Source organism: Arcobacter sp. L, from assembly GCF_000284235.1.
Lineage (GTDB): Bacteria > Campylobacterota > Campylobacteria > Campylobacterales > Arcobacteraceae > Aliarcobacter > Aliarcobacter defluvii.
Map to the genome: position 1 here is coordinate 1,067,808 of NC_017192.1, position 21,886 is coordinate 1,089,693.

At 27.5% G+C, this 21,886-nt stretch carries 23 protein-coding genes; 15 read left to right on the forward strand and 8 right to left on the reverse strand.

Going from position 1 to position 21,886, the window contains the following annotated elements:
- From ABLL_RS05295 to ureG, 12 genes are all read left to right on the forward strand, one after another.
- Window positions 1–720: an ABC transporter ATP-binding protein gene (locus ABLL_RS05295; protein WP_014473752.1), complete on the forward strand. Its 720-nt coding sequence runs from the start codon at window positions 1–3 to the stop codon at window positions 718–720.
- Window positions 720–1,418, forward strand: a complete 699-nt coding sequence (locus ABLL_RS05300; RefSeq protein ID WP_014473753.1) for an aspartate/glutamate racemase family protein — start codon at window positions 720–722, stop codon at window positions 1,416–1,418. Before ABLL_RS05295 ends, ABLL_RS05300 begins: the two co-directional genes overlap by 1 nt.
- A gap of 80 nt (window positions 1,419–1,498) precedes the next feature.
- The gene (locus ABLL_RS05305) at window positions 1,499–2,182 is read left to right on the forward strand and encodes a GntR family transcriptional regulator (RefSeq protein WP_014473754.1); all 684 of its coding nucleotides are present in this window, start codon (window positions 1,499–1,501) and stop codon (window positions 2,180–2,182) included.
- 3 nt (window positions 2,183–2,185) lie between these two features.
- Window positions 2,186–3,112 carry an allantoinase PuuE gene (gene puuE, locus ABLL_RS05310; protein WP_014473755.1) on the forward strand — a complete coding sequence of 309 codons (927 nt, stop codon included), beginning with the start codon at window positions 2,186–2,188 and terminating at the stop codon, window positions 3,110–3,112.
- Window positions 3,112–4,101, forward strand: a complete 990-nt coding sequence (gene alc / locus ABLL_RS05315) for an allantoicase (RefSeq protein WP_014473756.1) — start codon at window positions 3,112–3,114, stop codon at window positions 4,099–4,101. Before puuE ends, alc begins: the two co-directional genes overlap by 1 nt.
- Before the next feature lie 3 nt (window positions 4,102–4,104).
- Window positions 4,105–4,620, forward strand: coding sequence for an ureidoglycolate lyase (locus ABLL_RS05320; protein WP_014473757.1), 516 nt, complete (start codon window positions 4,105–4,107; stop codon window positions 4,618–4,620).
- A 4-nt stretch (window positions 4,621–4,624) separates the two neighbouring features.
- Entirely contained in the window at window positions 4,625–6,808 is a 2,184-nt protein-coding gene (locus ABLL_RS05325; RefSeq protein ID WP_014473758.1) for a malate synthase G, read from the forward strand.
- An 85-nt stretch (window positions 6,809–6,893) separates the two neighbouring features.
- Window positions 6,894–7,571 (forward strand): urease subunit beta, encoded by a 678-nt coding sequence (locus ABLL_RS05330; protein WP_014473759.1) that lies wholly within the window; start codon window positions 6,894–6,896, stop codon window positions 7,569–7,571.
- Window position 7,572: 1 nt separating this feature from the next.
- Window positions 7,573–9,273 (forward strand): urease subunit alpha, encoded by a 1,701-nt coding sequence (gene ureC / locus ABLL_RS05335; protein WP_014473760.1) that lies wholly within the window; start codon window positions 7,573–7,575, stop codon window positions 9,271–9,273.
- 21 nt (window positions 9,274–9,294) lie between these two features.
- The gene (locus ABLL_RS05340) at window positions 9,295–9,729 is read left to right on the forward strand and encodes an urease accessory protein UreE (RefSeq protein WP_258239365.1); all 435 of its coding nucleotides are present in this window, start codon (window positions 9,295–9,297) and stop codon (window positions 9,727–9,729) included.
- Between the two features lies 1 nt (window position 9,730).
- A complete protein-coding gene (locus ABLL_RS05345) occupies window positions 9,731–10,417 on the forward strand; it encodes an urease accessory protein UreF (protein WP_050989843.1) in 687 nt (228 codons plus the stop codon).
- 9 nt (window positions 10,418–10,426) lie between these two features.
- A complete protein-coding gene (ureG, locus tag ABLL_RS05350; RefSeq protein ID WP_014473763.1) occupies window positions 10,427–11,014 on the forward strand; it encodes an urease accessory protein UreG in 588 nt (195 codons plus the stop codon).
- On the opposite strand, the gene ABLL_RS05355 is transcribed toward ureG, so the two are convergent.
- Window positions 11,011–11,214 (reverse strand): hypothetical protein, encoded by a 204-nt coding sequence (locus tag ABLL_RS05355; RefSeq protein WP_041654701.1) that lies wholly within the window; start codon window positions 11,212–11,214, stop codon window positions 11,011–11,013. The genes ureG and ABLL_RS05355 overlap by 4 nt on opposite strands.
- Window positions 11,211–11,774, reverse strand: a complete 564-nt coding sequence (locus tag ABLL_RS05360; protein ID WP_014473764.1) for a hypothetical protein — start codon at window positions 11,772–11,774, stop codon at window positions 11,211–11,213. Before ABLL_RS05360 ends, ABLL_RS05355 begins: the two co-directional genes overlap by 4 nt.
- A gap of 112 nt (window positions 11,775–11,886) precedes the next feature.
- On the opposite strand from ABLL_RS05360, the gene ABLL_RS05365 reads away from it, so the two are divergent.
- Window positions 11,887–12,480, forward strand: a complete 594-nt coding sequence (locus ABLL_RS05365; protein WP_014473765.1) for a TetR/AcrR family transcriptional regulator — start codon at window positions 11,887–11,889, stop codon at window positions 12,478–12,480.
- Window positions 12,481–12,490: 10 nt separating this feature from the next.
- Here the strand turns inward: ABLL_RS05365 and ABLL_RS05370 are convergent, their stop codons facing one another.
- Genes ABLL_RS05370 through ABLL_RS05380 form a run of 3 tightly spaced genes read right to left on the reverse strand, consistent with a single transcriptional unit; the run spans window position 12,491 to window position 17,909 of the window.
- A complete protein-coding gene (locus ABLL_RS05370) occupies window positions 12,491–15,619 on the reverse strand; it encodes an efflux RND transporter permease subunit (RefSeq protein WP_014473766.1) in 3,129 nt (1,042 codons plus the stop codon).
- Window positions 15,620–15,621: 2 nt separating this feature from the next.
- Entirely contained in the window at window positions 15,622–16,680 is a 1,059-nt protein-coding gene (locus tag ABLL_RS05375; protein ID WP_014473767.1) for an efflux RND transporter periplasmic adaptor subunit, read from the reverse strand.
- Window positions 16,677–17,909 (reverse strand): TolC family protein, encoded by a 1,233-nt coding sequence (locus ABLL_RS05380; protein WP_014473768.1) that lies wholly within the window; start codon window positions 17,907–17,909, stop codon window positions 16,677–16,679. The genes ABLL_RS05375 and ABLL_RS05380 overlap by 4 nt, the downstream gene beginning before the upstream one ends.
- Before the next feature lie 102 nt (window positions 17,910–18,011).
- Here ABLL_RS05380 and ABLL_RS05385 point away from each other — a divergent pair, with 102 nt between their 5' ends.
- Window positions 18,012–18,488, forward strand: coding sequence for a MarR family winged helix-turn-helix transcriptional regulator (locus tag ABLL_RS05385; RefSeq protein ID WP_014473769.1), 477 nt, complete (start codon window positions 18,012–18,014; stop codon window positions 18,486–18,488).
- On the opposite strand, the gene ABLL_RS05390 is transcribed toward ABLL_RS05385, so the two are convergent.
- A complete protein-coding gene (locus tag ABLL_RS05390) occupies window positions 18,485–19,027 on the reverse strand; it encodes a hypothetical protein (RefSeq protein ID WP_014473770.1) in 543 nt (180 codons plus the stop codon). The genes ABLL_RS05385 and ABLL_RS05390 overlap by 4 nt on opposite strands.
- 116 nt (window positions 19,028–19,143) lie before the next feature.
- Between ABLL_RS05390 and ABLL_RS05395 the strand changes: the two genes are divergently transcribed.
- A complete protein-coding gene (locus tag ABLL_RS05395) occupies window positions 19,144–20,799 on the forward strand; it encodes a GGDEF domain-containing protein (protein WP_014473771.1) in 1,656 nt (551 codons plus the stop codon).
- Here the strand turns inward: ABLL_RS05395 and ABLL_RS05400 are convergent.
- Window positions 20,796–21,581 carry an exodeoxyribonuclease III gene (locus ABLL_RS05400; protein WP_014473772.1) on the reverse strand — a complete coding sequence of 262 codons (786 nt, stop codon included), beginning with the start codon at window positions 21,579–21,581 and terminating at the stop codon, window positions 20,796–20,798. The two genes, ABLL_RS05395 and ABLL_RS05400, sit on opposite strands and share 4 nt — an antisense overlap.
- Entirely contained in the window at window positions 21,581–21,832 is a 252-nt protein-coding gene (locus tag ABLL_RS05405; protein ID WP_014473773.1) for a hypothetical protein, read from the reverse strand. Before ABLL_RS05405 ends, ABLL_RS05400 begins: the two co-directional genes overlap by 1 nt.
- Window positions 21,833–21,886: the final 54 nt, after the last annotated feature.

Consider the following 21,886-nt stretch of genomic DNA (forward strand, 5'->3'; position numbering starts at 1 on the left):
ATGGCTTTATTAGAGTGTAAAAATATTAGTATTAATTATGAACAAATAAGAGCAGTTAAAGATGTTTCTTTAGTTTTAGAAGAGGGTGAAACAATCACTTTAATTGGTGCAAATGGTGCAGGAAAATCTTCAATATTAAAAGCCATTACAGGACTTAAAGGTCTAAATAGTGGTGAAATTATTTTTAATGGAGAAAGAATTGATGGTAAATTACCCTCAACAATTGTTGAAAAAGGAATTGCTATGACACCGGAGGGAAGAAGAGTTTTTCCTTATATGAGTGTAAAAGATAATCTTTTAATGGGAGCTTTTACAAGAAAAGACAAAGATGGAATAGAAGAAGACTTAGAAAAAATTTTGACAAAATTCCCAAGATTAAAAGAGAGATATAAACAACAAGCAAGCACTATGAGTGGTGGTGAACAACAAATGATGGTAATTGGACGAGCTTTAATGTCACGACCAAAAGTTTTATTGATGGATGAACCTAGTCTTGGAATTGCTCCAAAATTAGTTCAAGATATTGCAAGATCTATTGTTCAAATAAATCAAGAAGATAAAATTTCAGTAATTTTAGTTGAACAAAATTCAAGAATGGCATTGAAAATTTCACAACGTGCTTATGCTATGCAACTAGGTGAAGTACTATTGAGTGGAAAATCAAAAGATTTGATACATGATGAAAGAATTATAGAATTATATTTAGGAGGAAGTCATTAATGAAATTGGCAATTATTAATCCAAATTCAACAGAATCAATGACATTAAAATGTAAAGAAGTTGCGTTAAAATTTAAAAATAGTGATACTGAAATTTGGGCTTCAAATCCAACAAATTCTCCAAAGAGTATTGAAGGGCATTATGATGAAGTTCAAAGTTTGATGGGTTTAATGCAAGAGATAAAAAGAGCTGAAATATGGGGTGCTGATGCATACATAATAGCTTGTTTTGATGACCCAGGAATTGAAGCTGCAAGGGAGTTAGTATCAGGTCCTGTTATTGGTATTTGTGAAGCTGCAATGCATATGACAACAGTTGTAGCTTCAAGTTTTTCAGTTGTAACTACGTTAAATCGTTCAGTTCCAATAATTGAAGAGTTAAGTCATAAATATGGAATGAATAAATTTTGTAGAAAAGTAAGAGCAGCAAATATTCCAGTTCTTTCTTTAGAAGATTGTGAAAACGAAGCGATAGATAAAATAGAAAAAGAAATTTTAACGGCAATAAAAGAGGATAATTGTGAAGCAATTATTTTAGGATGTGCAGGAATGGCAGACTTAACTATCAAATTATCTCAAAGATGTAATATCCCGGTAATTGATGGAGTTTTATGTGCAGTTAAAATGGCAGAGTCACTTGTTGGTGCAAAATTATTAACGAGTAAAGTTAATTCTTATGCTGCACCTTTAGAAAAATAAAAATTTATGGTGTATAATTTTGAAAAATTGTCTACACTTATTGTATACAATTATGAAACATTATAAATAAAAGGCAAAAAATGGAACAAAATGATATTTTTACTTTAGAAGATAATATTGTAAATTTCATCTTTGATGCAATATTTACAAAGAAATTACATCCAGGTATAAAACTATCAGAAAGTGTAATAGCAAAAGATTTAAATACAAGTAGAGATGTAGTAAGAAAAGCTTTTAGTAAACTTGTGACAATGGGAATTTTAACATATAAAAAAAATCAAGGTTTCCATGTTGTTTGGCTAACTGAAGATAATGCAAAAGATATTTATACTGCAAGAAAAGTAATCGAAGCAGGTATTGTAGAAATAGTTACAAATATGAATAAGAAAAAAGAGCTTGATTTGTCAGTTTTAAATGAAAAAGTTGAAACTGAAGAGTATTTAAAAATATCATTTAGAAATGGCGAATATGTAAAAACATCTTGTGATTTTCACTTAAAATTAGCAATTATAAGTGAGAATGATTTTTTAATCAATGCTTTAAAACCATTAATTCCTTTAAGTATCTTAGCTGGGCTTATTTATGATGATAGTAGCACTTCATTTTGTTCATATGATGAACATAGAGTATTAATTGAAGCAATAAAAAGTAATGATGTTTTACATGCTAAAAATATTATGTCTCAGCATTTAGATCATTGTGTAGAAGCATTAAATTTTGGAATTACACCATCAAAGAAAAATAAATTTATGTTTGGAAATTAAAAAATGCAAATTGAAATAGAAGATTATCCACGAGATTTAATTGGTTATGCAAATGAACCAATTAATCCAAAGTGGCCAAATAAAGCAAAAATTGCTTTGCAATTTGTTCTAAATTATGAAGAAGGTGCAGAAAATTGCATACTTCATGGAGATAAAGCATCAGAAACTTTTTTATCTGATATGATAAATCCAGAAGCTTTTATAGGACAAAGACATAAATCAATAGAATCACTTTATGAATATGGTTCAAGGGTTGGTGTTTGGAGAGTATTAGAACTTTTTAAAGAGTTTGATATTCCTGTAACTATTTTTGCAGTTGCAATGGCAGTTGCTAGAAATCCAAAACTAGCAGAATATTTAGCTTTAAATGATTATGACATCTGCTCTCATGGATATAGATGGATTAATTATCAAAAAATTGAAGAATCAATAGAAAGGGAACATCTTTATAAAAGTATAGAAATTTTAACAAAAATGATAGGAAAACGTCCACTTGGCTGGTATACAGGTCGCGATAGTGAAAATACACGAAAAATAGTTGTAGAAGAGGGTGGATTTTTATATGACAGCGATGCTTATAATGATGATTTACCATATTTTGCTCCTGAAATAACTACAAAACAACATCTTGTAATTCCATACACAATGGATAACAATGATATGAGATTTTTGCCACATGGATTTTCTTATGGAGATCAATTTTTTAACTACTTAAAAGATAGTTTTGATGTTTTATATTTAGAAGGGAAAACTCAACCTAAAATGATGTCAATTGGTATGCATTGTAGAGTATTAGGGCATCCTGGAAGAATTATGGCTATGAGAAGATTTTTAGAATATGTAAGAAAATTTGATGATGTTTGGTTTTGTAAAAGAGTGGATATAGCGAATCATTGGATAAATAATTTTGAAAAAAATAAGGATAAATAATGATAAATGTAACAAGTTGTGAATTAAATTCAAAAATTATTTTTACAACAGATGAGTTTTTTGCAAGTGCAAATAGAATGCTTTTAGAAACAGAGGCAGTATTTAAAGATGAATTTGATGAAAATGGACATTGGATGGATGGTTGGGAAACTAGACGAAGAAGAAATGGTGGAAATGACCATTGTATTATAAAACTAGGAAAAATATCAAAAATCAACTCTTTTTTAGTTGATACATCTTTTTTTAGAGGGAATTATCCAAAAGCTATTTCAATCAAAGGTTTCAAAGCAAAAGATATGAGTGATGAAGAGTTTGTATCTAAATATGAGACATTAGAAGCATTTGAATTATTAACTCAAAGTGATTTAGAAGGAGATAAAAAACAGTATTTTGATTCAAGTTATGTAAAAGAGTTAACACATTTAAGAGTTGACATTTATCCTGATGGTGGAATTGCAAGATTTAAAGCTTTTGGTGAAATCTGTTTTGATGAAAAACTTTATGATGAAGATAATATAAATGTACTTTCTATGTTAAATGGTGCAAGAGCTGTTTATACAAACAATGAGTTTTTTGGTCCTTTAAAAAATATTTTAAAAGAAAATGATGCTTTAAATATGGGTGATGGTTGGGAAACTAGACGAAGAAGGGAACCTGGATTTGACTGGGGAATTATAGAACTAGCAAAGCCAGCAATCATAGATAATATTATGATTGATACAAATTTCTTCAAAGGAAATTTTGCTGATAGTTTTTCTATTTGTAGTGCATATTTAGAAAATACAACAGATAGTTCAGTAATAACTCAAAGTATTTTTTGGGAAGAGTTAATTCCTAAACAAAAATTATCAATGCATAATAAACACTATTTTGATAAGAGTTTTTTACTTCACGATAAACCAATAACTCATATTAGAATCAATATTTTCCCTGATGGTGGAGTTTCAAGACTAAAACTATTTGGAAAATTTGTAAAAGTTGAGAAATAAAAAATGAAAAAAATTTTAAAACCTATTGATTTAAATATTGAGGTTTTCAAAGCTTATGGAGAAGTTTTAAGTACACAAAATAGTAAATCAGTAGTTATAAATAATGGTTTTGCACAAAAACACTATAACCTTTGCAACATTGATGCAAATGAAAATGGTGGAGTTGCAACTGTTCATTTATATATTGGGAAAAAAAGAGAGTTTCCATTGAAGATAAATATGATGGAAAAACATCCATTTTTTTCCCAAACTTTTATTCCAAGAAGTAATAATTCTTTTTTAGTTGTTGTTGCATTAGGTGATGAAAAACCTGATTTAAGAACACTAAAAGTTTTTAAAACAGATGGAAATCAAGGGGTTCATTACAATAAAGGAATTTGGCATTTTCCTTTGATTGCTTGTGAAAATGAAGAACAATTTATTGTAATAGATAGAAATGATTTAGGAAAAAAAGAAAACAAAGTTATTGATTGTATCGAAGTTGATATAGATGAAGAGATAGAAGTTTTAAGGGATTGAGGTTATGCAAAGAATAAAACAAGGTAATTTAAAAATAGAAAGAGGAATTTTTGATTTAATAAATAATGAAATATTACCAAAAACAGAAATTTCAGAAAATGAGTTTTGGAAAAGTTTTGAAAATATTATAGAAACTCTAACTCCTATAAATAAAGAGTTGCTAAAAACAAGAGATGATTTACAAAAAAAGATTGATAATTGGTATAAAACAAATAAATATGATTCAACTAATTTAGATAAATATAAAAATTTTTTAAAAGAAATTGGATACTTAGTTGAACAAAAAGAAGATTTTAAAATAGATACAAAAAATATAGATGATGAGATAACTTTACAAGCTGGCCCTCAACTTGTTGTTCCTGTTAAAAATGCAAGATTTGCTCTAAATGCTGCAAATGCAAGATGGGGAAGTTTATATGATGCTTTATATGGAACAGATGTTATATCAAAAGAGGGTGATTTAGCTATTACAAAAGAGTATAACAAAAAAAGAGGTGAAGCAGTTGTAACTTATGCAAAAGAGTTTTTAGATGAATCAATTACTTTGCAAAAAGGCTCTTATAAAGATGTAATTGAGTTTAAAATAGTAAATAATGAACTTATTATAACTTTAGAAAATGGTGAAACAACAACATTAAAAGATAAGGAAAAATTCTTAGGTTTTATTGGAGAAATTGAAAATCCTCAAACACTTATTTTTAAAAATAATAATCTACATATTCAAATACAAATAGATAAAAATAGTTTTATAGGATGTTTAGATAAAGCCTTTATAAAAGATGTTATTTTAGAAGCAGCAGTTACTACTATTATGGATTGTGAAGATTCAGTTGCAGCAGTTGATGCAATTGATAAAGCAGAAGTTTATAAAAATTGGTTTGGGCTTATGAAAGGTGATTTAGAAGATAGTTTTTCAAAAAATGGAAAAATTATGACAAGAACTCTAAACGAAGATATAACTTATAAAACAATAGATGGAAATAGTAAAACTTTACATGGAAGAAGTCTGCTTTTTGTTAGAAATGTAGGTCATCTTATGACAAATCCTGCAATTTTAGATGAAAATGATGAAGAAGTTTTTGAAGGAATTATGGATTGTATGATTACTGTTTTATGCTCGATTGTAGATATAAAAGGAGCAAATAGTAAATCGAACTCAAGACAAAAAAGTGTTTATATAGTTAAACCAAAAATGCACGGACCAAAAGAGGTAGAATTTACAGTAAAAACTTTTGAAATGGTTGAAGATGCTCTAAAACTTCCTCGAAATACAATCAAAATAGGAATAATGGATGAAGAAAGACGAACAACTTTAAATCTAAAAGAGTGCATAAGAGCTGCTAAAAGTAGAGTTGTATTTATAAATACTGGATTTTTAGATAGAACTGGTGATGAGATTCATACTTCTATGTTTGCTGGTGCATTTGTTCAAAAATCAAAAATGAAAGAGCAAGTTTGGATTAAAGCTTATGAAAATTCAAATGTTGATATAGGTTTAGAGTGTGGTTTACAAGGATTTGCTCAAATAGGAAAAGGTATGTGGGCGATGCCTGATGAGATGGCAAAAATGATGGTTGAAAAAATCAATCATCCAAAATCAGGAGCAAACACAGCTTGGGTTCCTTCTCCAACAGCAGCAGTTTTACACTCAATTCATTATCATAAAGTAGATGTATTTGAAGTTCAAAATAATTTAAAAGGGGATAAAAGAGCATCTTTAGATGAACTTTTAACTCTTCCACTTATGAAAGATATATCGATTTTAAGTAAAGAAGAGATAAAAAAAGAGCTTGATAATAATGCTCAAACAATTTTAGGTTATGTTGTTAGATGGATTGATTCTGGAATTGGATGTTCAAAAGTTTTAGATATAAATAATGTAGCACTTATGGAAGATAGAGCAACTTTAAGAATCTCTTCTCAACATTTAGCAAATTGGATTGAACATAAAGTTTGTACAAAAGATGATGTAATGGACTCTTTAAAAGCTATGGCAAAAGTTGTTGATGTTCAAAATACTTCTGATTTGTCATATATAAATATGGCTCCATCTTTTGATGGATATGCTTTTAAAGCAGCTTGCGATTTGATTTTTGAAGGGATTTCTCAACCATCAGGTTATACTGAACCATTATTGCATAAATATAGAAGAGAATTGAAAAATAGAAGAATTTTAATGACTAATTAATATACAAGTGAAAAAATAATAATCGGTTTTAATTGGATAAAATCTATATAAATTAAAGTGAATATAAAATCTAAAAGGAGAATATATGTTCCTTACAAATCGTGAGCAAGAGAAATTATTGATTTATACAGCTTCAAAGCTTGCAATGGAAAGAAAAGAAAGAGGTTTAAAACTAAACTATCCAGAAGCAGTAGCAATAATTAGTTCATATATTATTGAGGGTGCAAGAGATGGAAAAAGTGTTGCACAACTTATGGTTGATGCTACAAAAGTTTTAAAAGAGGATGATGTACTTGAAGGTGTTGCATCTATGATGTACATGGTTCAAGTTGAAGCAACTTTTGAAGATGGAACAAAATTAGTTACAGTTCATAACCCAATTTCTTATGATAAAAACAAATTAATCCCTGGAGAATATCTTGTAGATGAAGGTGAAATAGAACTAAACTCTTCAAAAGAAATTATTACAATAGAGATAGAAAACAAAGGTGACAGACCAGTTCAAGTGGGTTCTCACTATCACTTCTTTGAAGTAAATAAAGAGCTTAGTTTTGAAAGAATTAAAGCTTATGGGAAAAGACTTGATATTCCAGCAGGAACATCTGTAAGATTTGAACCAGGAAGTAAAAAAAGTGTAAACTTAATTGATTTTAGTGGTAAAAGATATGTTAGTGGATTTAATGGTTTAGTTGAAGGCTTTTTAGATGATGAGAATGTAAAAGCAAAAGCTATGCAAAATCTTTCAAAGTTTTTAGGAGAGTAACATGAAGATTAGTAAAGAAAAATATGCTTCTATGTATGGACCAACTGTTGGTGATAGATTCAGACTAGCTGATACTTCATTAATAGCTAAAATAGAAAAAGATTACACAACTTATGGTGAAGAAAGTAAGTTTGGTGGTGGAAAAACTGTACGTGATGGTATGGCTCAAAGTCCAACTGCTGTTGATGTTGCTGATTTGATTATTACAAATGCAATAATTATTGATTATACAGGAATTTATAAAGCAGATATTGGAATCAAAGATGGGAAAATAAGTGCTATTGGAAAATCAGGAAATCCAAATCTTTGTGATGGAATAACAGAGGGTTTAGAAATTGGAGCAAATACTGAAATTCTTTCAGCTGAGGGAAAAATTATAACTGCTGGTGGAATAGATACTCATATTCACTTTATAAGTCCAGGTCAAATTGATGAAGCACTTTCAAGTGGAGTTACAACTATGATTGGTGGAGGAACTGGTCCAAATACTGGAACAAATGCCACAACTTGTACCCCTGGAGAGTGGAATATAAGTAAGATGATACAAAGTGTTGATGATTTACCTTTAAACTTTGGATTTATGGGAAAAGGAAATAGTTCAAGTTATGAAGCTTTAAAAGTGCAAATAGAAGCAGGAGCAATGGGATTAAAACTTCATGAAGATTGGGGAAGTACGCCAAATGCTATTGATACTTGTTTAAGTGTTGCTGATGATTTTGATGTACAAGTTGCAATTCATACAGATACTTTAAATGAATCAGGATTTGTTGAAGCAACAGTTGGAGCATTTAAAAATAGAACAATTCATACTTTTCATAGTGAAGGTGCAGGCGGAGGTCATGCACCTGATATTATGAAAGTGGCTGGACTTGCAAACGTACTTCCATCAAGTACAAATCCAACTTTACCTTATACAAAAAACACTATTGAAGAGCATCTTGATATGCTTATGGTTTGTCATCATTTGAGTCCAAAAATTCCTGAAGATGTTAGTTTTGCAGAATCAAGAATTAGAGGAAAAACAATAGCTGCTGAAGATGTGTTACATGATTTAGGAGCTATTTCAATCACAAGTAGCGATTCTCAAGCTATGGGAAGAGTGGGAGAAGTAATCATACGAACTTGGCAAGTTGCAGACTCTATGAAACAACAAAGAGGAACACTTGAAGGTGATGATGAAAAATCTGATAACAATAGAATCAAAAGATATATCGCAAAATATACTATAAATCCTGCAATTGCTTCTGGAATAGATGAATATATTGGAAGTGTTGAAGTTGGAAAAATGGCCGATTTAGTTTTATGGAATAGGGCATTTTTTGGAGTAAAACCAGAAATTATCATAAAAGGTGGATTTATTGCACTTGCTATGATGGGTGATAGTAACGCTTCAATTCCAACACCAGAACCAAATATGTATAGACCTATGTTTGGAAGTCTTGGAAAGGCAAGTAGTGCTACAAGTGTTATCTTTACTTCAAAAGTAGCTAGTTCAAATCTAAAAGATAAATTAGGAATTTCAAAAGAAGTATTACCAGTAAAAAATGTAAGAAATATTGGAAAAGCAGATATGAAATTAAATGATTTTATAGGTGATATTGAAATAGATAGTGAAACATATGATGTAAAAATCAATGGAGAACTAATAGCGTCAAATTATGTTGAAAAAGTGCCAATGGCAAGACGATATTTTATGTTTTAGGAAAAGATTTTGCAATTTAGTGTGATAAAAAAAGTAGTTGAGATTAAAAAAGATATACATTATAGTGATGAGGTTGAGTTATCTTGGTTTGATATGCAAAAGCCAAATTTAACAGCTGTTACTAAAAAAGGAGTAAATCTAGTAGTAAAAGCTAAATTTACTCATCTTCATGAAAATGATATTTTAGTTTGTGAAGATGGTGTTGGAATAAAAGTGAGTAGAAGTGAAGATGAGATTTTTACTTTAGAGTTTAGTGATGCATTAACTTTTGCAAAAATTGCTTATGAAATAGGAAATCGTCATCAACCAGTAATGATTGAAGAGTTTAAAATCATAGTTTTAGATGATATCTCTTTAAGTGATATTATCAAAGATTGTTATACAAATGAAAAAATAAAGTGTGAAAAAACAAAAGGTTATTTCAAACCAAATGGAAAAGCACACCATAGCCATTAATATGCAAAAAACAAATCTAAAAAGCCTTAGTAGATTTATGCAAATACTTGATGGGAGTTTCCCTTCAGGTGTATTTGTGCACTCTTTTGGACTTGAACCTCATGTTTTAAAAGAAAAAGTAAAAGATATAAATAGTTTAAAAATCTATTTAGAAAATCTAATAATTGACCAATATTCTAAAATAGAGTTTGTTTATGTTAAAAAAGTTTATGAAGCTTTAGAAAAAGAGAAATTAACTATTTTAAATAAATTAGATAATGAACTTGGAGCTTATTTAACTTTTGAGTTTGCAAAGGCTTCACGTGATATTGGACAAAATTATTTCGTACAGATAAAAAATTTAGCAACAAAGAATATAGTAAAAGAGTATTTTTCATTTATTGGAAATAAATCTTGTGTTGGAAATGAGATAATTGTATTAAGTGCTATGGCTTTTGATATGGATATTTGTTTGGAAGATTTTATAGTAATGTGGACTAAAAAAAATCTTATAAACATTGCAGTTACAACTCTAAAGATTTCAAGAATAAAACCAAGTGAAATACAAAAGATGCTTTTTGAAATAGATGAGATTTTAGAAAAATTTGATTATAAAAATATAGAAAATAAAATCACAAATTTTAATCCACTTTTTGAAGAGATTATATTTAGTCATAAAAATTTAGAACCAAAAATGTTCACAACATAAAGGAAAAAAATGGCATTGAAAATAGGAATAGCAGGACCAGTTGGAAGTGGGAAAACTTCACTTATTGAAACTTTAACAAATTTACTAAAAGATAAATACTCTTTAGGAATTGTGACAAATGATATATATACAACGGAAGATGCGAATTATCTAAAAAAAACTCTTGATTTAGATAGTGATAGAATTATTGGAGTTGAAACAGGTGGTTGTCCTCATACTGCAATAAGAGATGATATTTCAATGAATCAAAAAGCAGTTGTTGAACTTGAAGAAAAATATAATCCTGATATTGTATTTGTTGAAAGTGGAGGAGACAATCTTAGTGCTACTTTTTCTTATGAATTAATTGATTATTATGTTTATGTAATTGATGTTGCACAAGGTGCTGATATTCCAAGAAAAAAAGGGGCAGGATTATTGTTTTCCGACCTTTTAATTGTAAATAAAATAGATTTAGCTCCATATGTTGATATTGATTTAGTTGATATGCAAATCGATGTAAAAGAAAACAGAAAAAATAAACCTTATGTGTTTATTTCAAAAAAAGAGCCCGAAACTTTAAATCAAGTGATTTCTTGGATTGAAGCACTAATTTAAATAAAAACATTTTTAGGATAAAACATCCTAAAAATTATAAAACAAGAAAACAGAATAAAGTATGTTTTAAAACTAAACTCTATACTAAATATTAATGAAATCACAAGATAAAATATAGCAAGAGTTACAAGCCAAAAACTTACTAATGATAAAAATATTAAGAAAATTCTAAATATTGTTCCTATTGAATTTTTACTCATTTAATCTCCTTTATTATAGCTTCTATTTGTCTTCTATGTATAAAAGTATGCATATACATAAATACGCTCCAATCATAGTTGTTAAATTCTACAAACCAAGGGTGTCTTTTCTTTTTTATTGATTGTTTTTTATCTAAAGATTTTATAAATGAAATATATTCTTGATAAAATTTTTTAAAGCTTTCATATTGATTATTAGCATTTTGTTTTGGTTTTACATTTTCTATTTTTATATCTTCAATAAACTCTTTTTCTAAACTTAGTGTTTCAATTACATTTTTGATTTTATTTCCTGCAATTTCTAAATGTTCTAAAACCATATTTATTGAAAATTGTCTTGTATCATCTTCAATGGCAAAAGTTCTATCTATAAGTGTTTTTTGTGTTAGTAAGGTTTTATCAATAGGTTTTAATAATTTATCAATAATTTTTAGTTCCCTTCGTAATAAAAATAGAGCAATATCCCAAGTTATTAAAATTCTTACTGATGGAACTAAAACGTTTTTTATAAAAAGTTTTTCAAGATTTGGTAAACCTGAACTAGGAGGTGCTAGTTTCATATTAACTCCTTTGTGATAGAAAATTTTATATTTATATAAATTAATTACAACTTAAAATTAGAGTAAATACTCTAATAATTATTTAAAAAGTTAAAAATAAGTATAATCAAGTATGAAAAAAGAGTCAGTAAGTAAAAAAAAGATAAAAAAACATGCCTTAGATTTGTTTAATGAAAATGATACATTTTCAATTACTACAAATCATATTGCAATAAGTGCAAAAATTTCTACAGGAAATTTGTATTATCATTACAAAAATAAAGAAGATATTATTATTGATATTTATGAAGATATGATTGAAGAATTTGAGAGTTTAAATAGCTTTGATAAGATATTAAATAGCCAAAATCCTTTAGAAGAGTTATCTATAATGTATGATTTATATTTAGATATTTTTTGGGATTATAGGTTTATTATGAGAGATTCATCTGTTTTACTCTCTACATTACCTAAATTTAAAGAGATTTTTATTCAAAGACAAAATCTTAGAATTGAGCAAATAAAAATGCTAATTGAGTATTTTATTTCAAAAGAGATTTTTAGAAAAATGAGTGAAGATGAGATTTTACTTTCTGCTAAATTAAATTGGTTTATCTCAACTTATTGGCAAAATTTTATTTCTATTAATGAGGTAATTACAAAGGAATCTTTTAAAGAGGCAAAGGATGTTATATTTAAAATAAATATAAATCCTTTTTTAAAATAAAGAAGAGGATTTATTCCTCTTCTTTATCTGTTAGAACTTCGTCATCTTTATGACCACTAAGTCTTGAGATTAAAACAAAGAATAGTGGAATAAATAAAATTGCTATAAATGTAGCAGTTAACATTCCTCCCACAACTCCTGTTCCAATAGAGTGTTTACTAGCAGCTCCAGCTCCACTACTAATAGCAAGAGGCATAACTCCAACTGTAAATGCTAATGAAGTCATAACAATCGGTCTAAGTCTTACTTTAGCAGCTTCAATAGCAGCATCAATTAGTTTTAATCCTTCTTTTTGTTTTTGTAAAGCAAATTCTACAATTAAAATTGCATTTTTAGCCGCAAGTCCTGCCAGAACTAATAAACCAATTTGGAAATAAATATTGTTATCTAAGTGTCTTAAATTTGTAGCAAGTATTGCTCCAAAAATTGCAAATGGTACAGCTAAAACAACCGAAATTGGTAATAACCATCTTTCATAAAGTGCACAAAGAATTAAGAATAAGAAAACAATACCAAAAATAAATGCTTGCGCAGAACTTCCTCCAACTTGTTTTTCTTGATAAGCAGTTCCAGTCCAGCTAATCGTATAACCTTCAGGTAAAACTTCATTTGCAACTTCTTCTATAGCTTTTAAAGAATCTCCTGAACTATATCCAGGAGCTGGTTGTCCTGATACTTTTGCAGCTTGGAAAAGGTTAAATCTTTCTACTATATCAGCTCCAACTACTTTTTTGTAAGTTATAAATGAATTAATTGGTAAAAGTTCACCTTTGTCTGATCTTACATAAACATATTGAAAATCATCTACATTATTTCTAAATTCATCTTTTGCTTGTAAGTTAACTTTATAAGTTCTTCCATAAAGTGAAAAATCATTTACATAAAAACTTCCAAAAGTTGCATTTATTGTACTATAAATGTCACTTATACTTACACCTTTTGCTTTTGCTTTTTCAGTATCAACATCAATTTTAAATTGAGGAATATTAGCTGCAAGTGCTGTTCTAACTCCCATTAATTCAGGTCTAGTTTTAGCTTTTTCTATTATTTGATTTACAATATTTCCTAAATCTTCAATAGTTCCACCTTTTCTATCTTGAACATACATATCAAATCCACCAGTAACACTCATCCCCATAATAGGAGGTGGTACAACGGCAAATGAGAATCCTTCACTCGTACCCATAAGTTGCTTACTAAATTTAGCTAAAAGTGCTTGTGCTTCTTGTTCTGGATTTGGTCTTTGACTCCAATCTTTTAATTTAATAATTGTTGCAACAGTATGGCTTCTTTGAGCAGAAGTTGTAAAGTCATATCCAGCAAGTGTAATGATATTTTTTACACTAGGATCATTTGCAATGATTTTATTTATCTCTTCACTTAATTCTAACGATTTAGACATAGAGTAACCTGGAGGGTTAAATCCAAATACGAAGATTGTTCCTTGGTCTTCATCAGGAAGAAGTCCAGTTTTCATAGATTTAAACATATCATAAGATACAAATAATAATCCACCATATAATAAAATAGAAATTAATGAAAATCTAATACTTTTTTTAACTAATACAGAATAACCTTTTGTTGCTTTTTCAAACATATTATTAAACCATTTGAAAAAACCTTTAGGTTCATGTTTTTTATTTTTTAAAATTCTTACACAAAGTGATGGAGTTAATGTTAAAGCAACAAATCCAGAAATAATAACAGAGATAACAATAGTAATAGCAAATTGTCTATACATCTCTCCACTTAATCCACCCATAAATGCAACAGGAATAAATACCGCACCTAAAACTAGAATAATAGCAATTAATGCTCCCGTTACTTCTTTCATAGCAATAAATGCAGCTTCTTTAGGAGTTTTTCCTTCTTCCATATGTCGTTCAATGTTTTCAATAACAATAATAGCATCATCAACAACGATACCAATAGCAAGAACTAAACCAAAAAGAGTCAGTAAGTTAATACTAAATCCTAAAGCATACATTCCAGCAAATGCTCCCACAATTGATACAGGAACAGCAATAAATGGAATAATAGTTGCTCTCCAGCTTTGTAGGAAAATGAAAATAATTAAAATTACAAGTAATAATGCTTCAATAAAAGTTTTAATAACATCATGAATAGAAGCTGAAATAAAATCTGTACTATCATAAGGAATACTATATGTTATATCATCAGGGAAGCTTTTACTCGCATCTTCTAAAGCTTTTTTTATTGCATCAGCAGTTTCTAAAGAGTTTGCACCACTTTGTAAAAATACTCCAATAGGAATAGATGGAGCACCATTTAATCTTGTTTGAACGCTATAATCACTAGCTCCAAGTTCAATAGTTGTAATATCTTTTAATTTTAAAGTACTACCATCTTCATTAGCTCTAATTACAATATTTCCAAATTGTGCTGGATTTTCAAACCTTTGTGGAGTTCTAATCGTATATGTATACATCTGTTTTTGTGCAATTGGCTCAGAAGCAATTTTTCCAGCCGCATATTGATTGTTTTGCTCTTTAATTGCATTTATAACATCAGTTGTAGCAAGAGAATATTTTGATAATTTTAAAGGATCTATCCATACTCTAATAGAATAATCTTTAGCTCCAAAAATCATCGCATCCCCAACACCTTTAACTCTTTTTAATGACTCAACTAAGTTTAATAAAGCATAATTTGATAAATATATTGAATCATAAGTATTATTTGGAGATTGAAGCATTGCAAACATTAAAATACTTGGACTTCTTTCACCTACAACAACACCTTGTCTTTGTACTTGTTCTGGCATTTTTGCTAAAGCTGCTTGAACTCTATTATTTACATCTATTTTTGCACTATCTGGATCTGTTCCAATTTCAAAAAATATATTTATATTTAATCTACCACTATCTTCGGCAACAGAATTCATATAAAGCATATTTTTTGCACCATTTATTTGTTCTTCAAGTGGAGCAGCAACAGTTTTTGCAATAGTATCTGCACTAGCTCCTGGATATGAAGTACTTACAATAATTTGAGGCGGTAAAACTCTTGGATATTGTTCAATTGGTAAATTGAACATTGCAATTATTCCTGTCAAAAATATTATAATTGATAAAACACCAGCAAAAACTGGTTTTTTTATGAAAAATGCGGAAATCATAACTATTTCTCTTCACTTATAATTTGAACTTTTGTATCAGGTCTAAGTTTTGCAAGATTACTTGTTACAATTTGTTCATTAGGTTTTAACCCATCTTTTATAACCATTCCATTTTTTACTAAATCCCCTGTAGTAACAGGTCTAACTTTTGCTATATTATTTTCATCTATTACATAAACAATAGTTGCTTGTGAAGTTTTTAATACAGCATTTTCAGGAACAATAAATACATCTCCTAAAGATAAGTTAGAAATAACTATTTTTGTAAAATTCCCTGCAATTAACTCATGATTAGGATTGTCAAATTTTGCTCTTAAAAGTAAAGTATCAGTATTTGTATCTATTGTTGGTGCAATATAATCTATTTGACCATTTTCATAAGTTGTGCCATTTGCAATTAGACTAATTTTTATATTTTTACTTTTTATTTGAGATAAAAAGTTATTCATATCATCTTTAGGTAAAGAAAACTCTGCATGAATAGGATCTGTATTAGTAATAGTTAAAAGTAATGAATTATCTTCATTCGTACCAACTAAATCACCAATATCATGATTTTTTATACCAATAATTCCATCTATTGGTGCAGTTACTTTTGTATAATTTAAATTTATTTGCGCTTCGTCTAATGCAGCTTTTGTGCTGTCATATTGATAAGTATAATCATCAAAAGATTGTGGACTAATAGATTTAGAAGCAACTAATGATTTAGCTCTTTCATAATCTTTTTTTGCTTTTGTGAAATTTGCTTTTTTCATATTAAAATTTGCTTGATATAAATCAGGTTCGATTTTATATAAAAGAGTTCCCTTTTTTACTAAATCACCTTCTTTAAAATATTTTTCTTTTAGTGTTCCTGAAACTCTTGCAATTACATCAACTTGTTCATAAGCTTTTAAAATAGTTGGATAAGTTTTACTTGTAGTATTATTTTCTTTTACAATTTTAAAAGTTTGAACAGGTAAAGCAGGTGCTTCAGTTGCTACTTTTGTTTCTTCTGCAATTAAACCGTTGTATCCTAAGAAAAGGAAAGAAATTGCAACTAATGATTTTTTTATCATTTTATATACTCCTCTAATTTTTCACCATTATGGTAAATTATATTTGCTTTTTTAATTTCTAAATCATTAATAGATGTTTTTAATTGACTGATGGCATCAAATTTCTCAGTTAAACTTTCTAGATATGCTACATTATCAATTAAACCATTTTCATATTTTGATTTTATAACTTCATATGCACTTTCCGCAGCTTTTAGATTTGCTTCAGCTGATTTTATTTTTGCTTTTGCAATATCATAAGCTTTAAGTGCAAGTTGTAAGTCAACATTTGCTTTGTTTTTTTCATATTCATATTTTAATTTTGAAGCTAAATACTCTTTGTATTTTGATTCATATTTATATTTAGTCTCTCCAAATGAAAAAATATTCCATTTTAAATTTGCAGATAAAATATTTTGATGATCAATAGCATTATTTTCATAAGCTTTATCATCAAAATTTGAATCATAATATGTATAAGTATTATCAAGTGTTACTGTTGGTAAGTATCCACTTTTCTCAGCTCTTGAATTACTTAACTTTGTTTGTAAATCAAATTCCAAAGATTTAATATCAAATCTTTCACTATTTTGTGAAACTTTTTCTGATTCTTTTATATTAGAACCAGCTGTAATATCAATTTTAGTTCCAGTTATATATTCTAAATTATGTAATATAGTGATGATTTGAAGTTCAATCTCTTGAAGATTAACTTTAGCATTTTCAACTCTTGAGATGATTTTTTGTACTTCATCTTCAGTTGTTGTACCAGCTTTTAAAAATCTACTTAATCTTTCCATTTGTGAATCAAGCTGTTCTATCTCTTTTAACTTTGCATCTTTTTGAGAGATAAGAGATAAATAATCAAAATAGTAGTTTATCACTGTTAATGAAATATCATTTTTTAAAGCTTCAACAGATTCTTCTGTACTTTTGATAGTAGATTTATAACTATCATAAACATCTGATTTTTTTCCACCATCATAAAGTAAATAATTTAAGCTTCCATATACATTTCCAGATTTTTTTGCCAAACTTGCCGTTTCTTCATCTGTTATTGCATATTTTCCTCCAACATCTAGTTTTGGTAAATATCCACTTTTTACACTTTTGTATTCATCTTTTATAGAATCCAAACTTTGTTGTGAAGCATTAACCAATCTATTTTGTATAGATAAATTAACTAATTCTTCCAAATTTTGGCTATATAAAAAAAGTGGTGTTAAAAAAATAAAATATATCTTTTTCAAAATAACTCCTTTTTATATTTAGGTTTGAAAGATAACAAAATTTTGCTTAAATATATCTTGCTAGAAAGATATATTTAATATTAATTTAGTTAAAATTACTTCATGGATAAAAAATATATAGATAACTTTTATAATTCTACTGTTAAGTTAAAAGAGTATGAAGTTTTTGCTTTCACTCTACCAATAACAATGTTGCATAAACAAATGTATGCTGAAAATGAGCAATTTTTTAAAATAAAATATGATTTATTACATTCACATATTTCAGTTTTAGCATCTCTTTATTTTAATAAAAGTGCTTTATCTCCAACTGAGTTATATGATGCGACACTTTTTTCTTCAGGAGGAATGACAAAAGTTTTGAAAAAACTTGAAGATAGAAAATTGATTGAAAAAGTTCCTTCATTAAATGATAAGCGAAGTATGCTAATTAATTTAACAGATGATGGAAAAGAATTAATTCAAGAGTGTATGTCTTGTGTTGCGGAATCAACAGAAAAGATTTTTTCTGTTTTAAGTAAAGAAGAGAGAGAAGATTTTAAAAAAATCCTAGCAAAAATTATATATTCTATGATTTAAAAACAATGTACTTTTGCATTTGTAATTTTTTTAAAAATTTTTATGTTCTTTCTTAATGGAAGCCATTTTATTAAGATTGTAGCTAGTGCTTCCCAAAGTGAAACCCAACCTCCTACCATAGCACCTTCAGAAATAAGTTTATAAAAAAAGTTTTCATGTTCTGTTAGATTAAATGAAATTGATACAAAAACAAAGCCAATTATTAAAAATATTAGAGAATTTTTTAATTCTTCTTTCATATTTTTATGTTCTAAAAATTGTAAATATTCAAAATACTCTTTTATACTATTTTTTAATCTTTCATCTGATGTAAAATCACTTTTTTCATCAAAATAAAAATCAATAGTAAAAGGATGATTACCAATTTCTTCAACACTTTCAATTAAATAATTTTCTAAATCATCTTTTAAATCTTTTTTTATGAAAGTTGATTTTTTATCATAATTTTCATATAAATCTTCAATCTTTGAAGTATATATCTTTATGATAATTTCACCATCTTGATTTTTATCATATCTATCAATAATATTATTTTTCATATTTAACCTTTATGTATAAATTTTATGGTAAAAGATTTTATTTTTTATTTTATCAAGTATTATAAGAAATTATGATTTAATATAGAAAATCTAATAAATTTATATAAAGTATTTTAATGAAAAAAATTATAATTTTCTTATTTTTAACAATTTTTTTATCTGCAAATGAGATAAAAGAGATAGATTTATCAAAAGTAAAATGGGAATATAGATTTGGAGATTCACCTTTTGAAAATAATTTACCTTTGTGGACCATTGAAAAAGATAATCAAAATTCTTGGAAAGAGATCAAATTTCCAAGTAATCCACCAAATAGAAATAATCAAACAAATGTTTGGTTTAGGGTAAAACTTCCTGATAATTTACCAACAAATCCTCATTTATATATTGTAAGTATAGATTTAATTACGCAAGTATATTATGAAAATAAACAAATATATCATTTTGGAGAATTTGATAAAGAAGGAAAAGGTGAATATATAGGATGGCCTTGGCATTTAATACCTCTTTACGTTGATAGTGCTGGCAAATATCTTTATTTTAGAATATATTCAAACTATGAAGATATCGGATTGTGGGGCGAAATAATAATCGCTTCAAAAAGTGATATTTTAGAAAAAATGTTAAATTATGATATACCAAAGATTATAGTAGGTTCTATTTCTCTTTTTGTATCAATACTTTTTTTATTGACATTTTTATCAAAATTTAAAAGAATTGAACTTTTAATTTTAGGTTTATTATTTTTAACCCAAGGTTTAAATGTATTTTGTTCTGCAAAAATTATTGAATTATATTTATATTTTCCATTATTAAATCAATATTTGTTGGCTATTGCTTTTTTCTTTTTTCCAGTTGGAATGGCACTTTTTATGGATAAAGTAATAAATCAAAAAACACCATTTGATATAATTAAAAGAATATGGCAATTTCATTTAATATATCTTTTAGTAGCAATTATTGGTTCACTTTTAGGAATCTTTACTCTTCCTTCAACTTATGAGTGTTTTGATATCGTTTATAATTTTGTTACATTACCAATTTTAACTATTTTTATGATTTATTTCTTTTTTAAAGGTGATAAAGAAACAAAGATTATTACATTTAGTTTTTTTATAATTTCACTTTATTGGCTTTATTCTTCTTTAATTGCAGCGGGACTTGTCCCTTGGGAAGAGTATCCAAGCGATATTGCAATTTTTATTTGTTTGTTATTATTATCATATTCAATTGTTAATAAATTAAATTATACAAAAGAGCTTGAAGAGGCAAAAGAAGAACTAATGATCCTATCTTCAACTGATTATTTAACAAAATTAAAAAATAGAAAAGAGATAGATTCAACTTTACAAATATATGAAAGTTTTTATAAAAGGTATAAAGATGATTTTTCAATAATTTTATTAGATCTTGACGATTTTAAAAAAGTAAATGATAAATTTGGTCATTTAGTTGGAGATAAAGTTTTGATAAAAATTTCTGAAATTTTGACAACTTTTACAAGGCAAACTGATACAGTAGGAAGATGGGGTGGTGAAGAATTTATAATCATTTGTCCAAAAACAAACTTAGATGATACTGCAAAATTAGCAGAAAATTTAAGAGAAAAAATATCACAACATAAATTTGAAAAAGTAGGATATAAAACTGCAAGTTTTGGCGTATCTAGTTTTAAAGAAAATGATACAATCACAGATTTTATCTTAAGAGCAGATAATGCTATGTATCTTGCTAAATCAAAAGGAAAAAATAGAGTAGAAATGGAGTCTTAAAACTCCATTTCTAAGCCAATAGGACAGTGATCACTTCCTTCAATATTATCTAAAATATAAGCATCTTTTACAAAATCTTTTAAGTCTTCACTTACATAAAAGTAGTCTATTCTCCAGCCTACATTATTTGCTCTTGCATTTGCTCTATAGCTCCACCAAGAGTATTTGTCTTTTATATCACCATTTATCAATCTAAAAGTATCAATGTATCCAAAATCTAAAAATTTTGTTATCCAATCTCTTTCCATTGGTAAAAATCCACTTGTATTTTCATTTGCTTTTGGTCTAGCAATATCAATTTCAGTGTGTGCTGTATTTACATCACCACAAACAATGATAGATTTCCCATCTTTTTTTAAGTTTTCACAATGATTTAAAAATCTATCATAAAACTCCATTTTATAATCAAGTCTTTCTTTACTACTTTGTCCATTTGGAAAATATACATTAAAAAATGCTATATTTTTATCTCCTAAAGAAAAATGAACTTCGTTTATTCTTCCTTCATCAAGAATATCAACACTTGGACAGTTACATTCAAATGAAGTTTCTATATCTGTAAAAAGTGCCGTTCCACTTCTTCCTTTTATTGCTGATGCGCTTGCAAATAGTGTTTTGTACTCTTTAGTAAAAATTGTTTTTGGAATTTGTTCTTTCATAGATTTTGTTTCTTGAACACCAAGCAAATCTATATTTGCTTCATCAACCCATTTTAAAGCATCTTTTTTATCAACTGCTCTAATACCATTTACATTCCATGATATAAATTTATATCTTGCCATTATTTAGTAATTTCCTTTTTTTCTTCTTTTTTTTCATTCTCTTTTATTAAAGCATTAGGTGCTTTTGGAGCTATTGGTTTTGTAATTCCAATATCATTAAAATTTGTATTTGACAAACTATTCTTTTGATTTAAAAGATTTTCACTTTTACCACCGTGCATATCGATTTTTCCACTATTTTGGTTAGTAAAAGCATAATTTGCAAATAAGATATTTGTTAAAAAGATAGTAACTATTAGTAATATTTTCATAAAATCTCCTATTTTTTAAAAATTGATTATAACCCTTTTTTGATAATAAAGGCT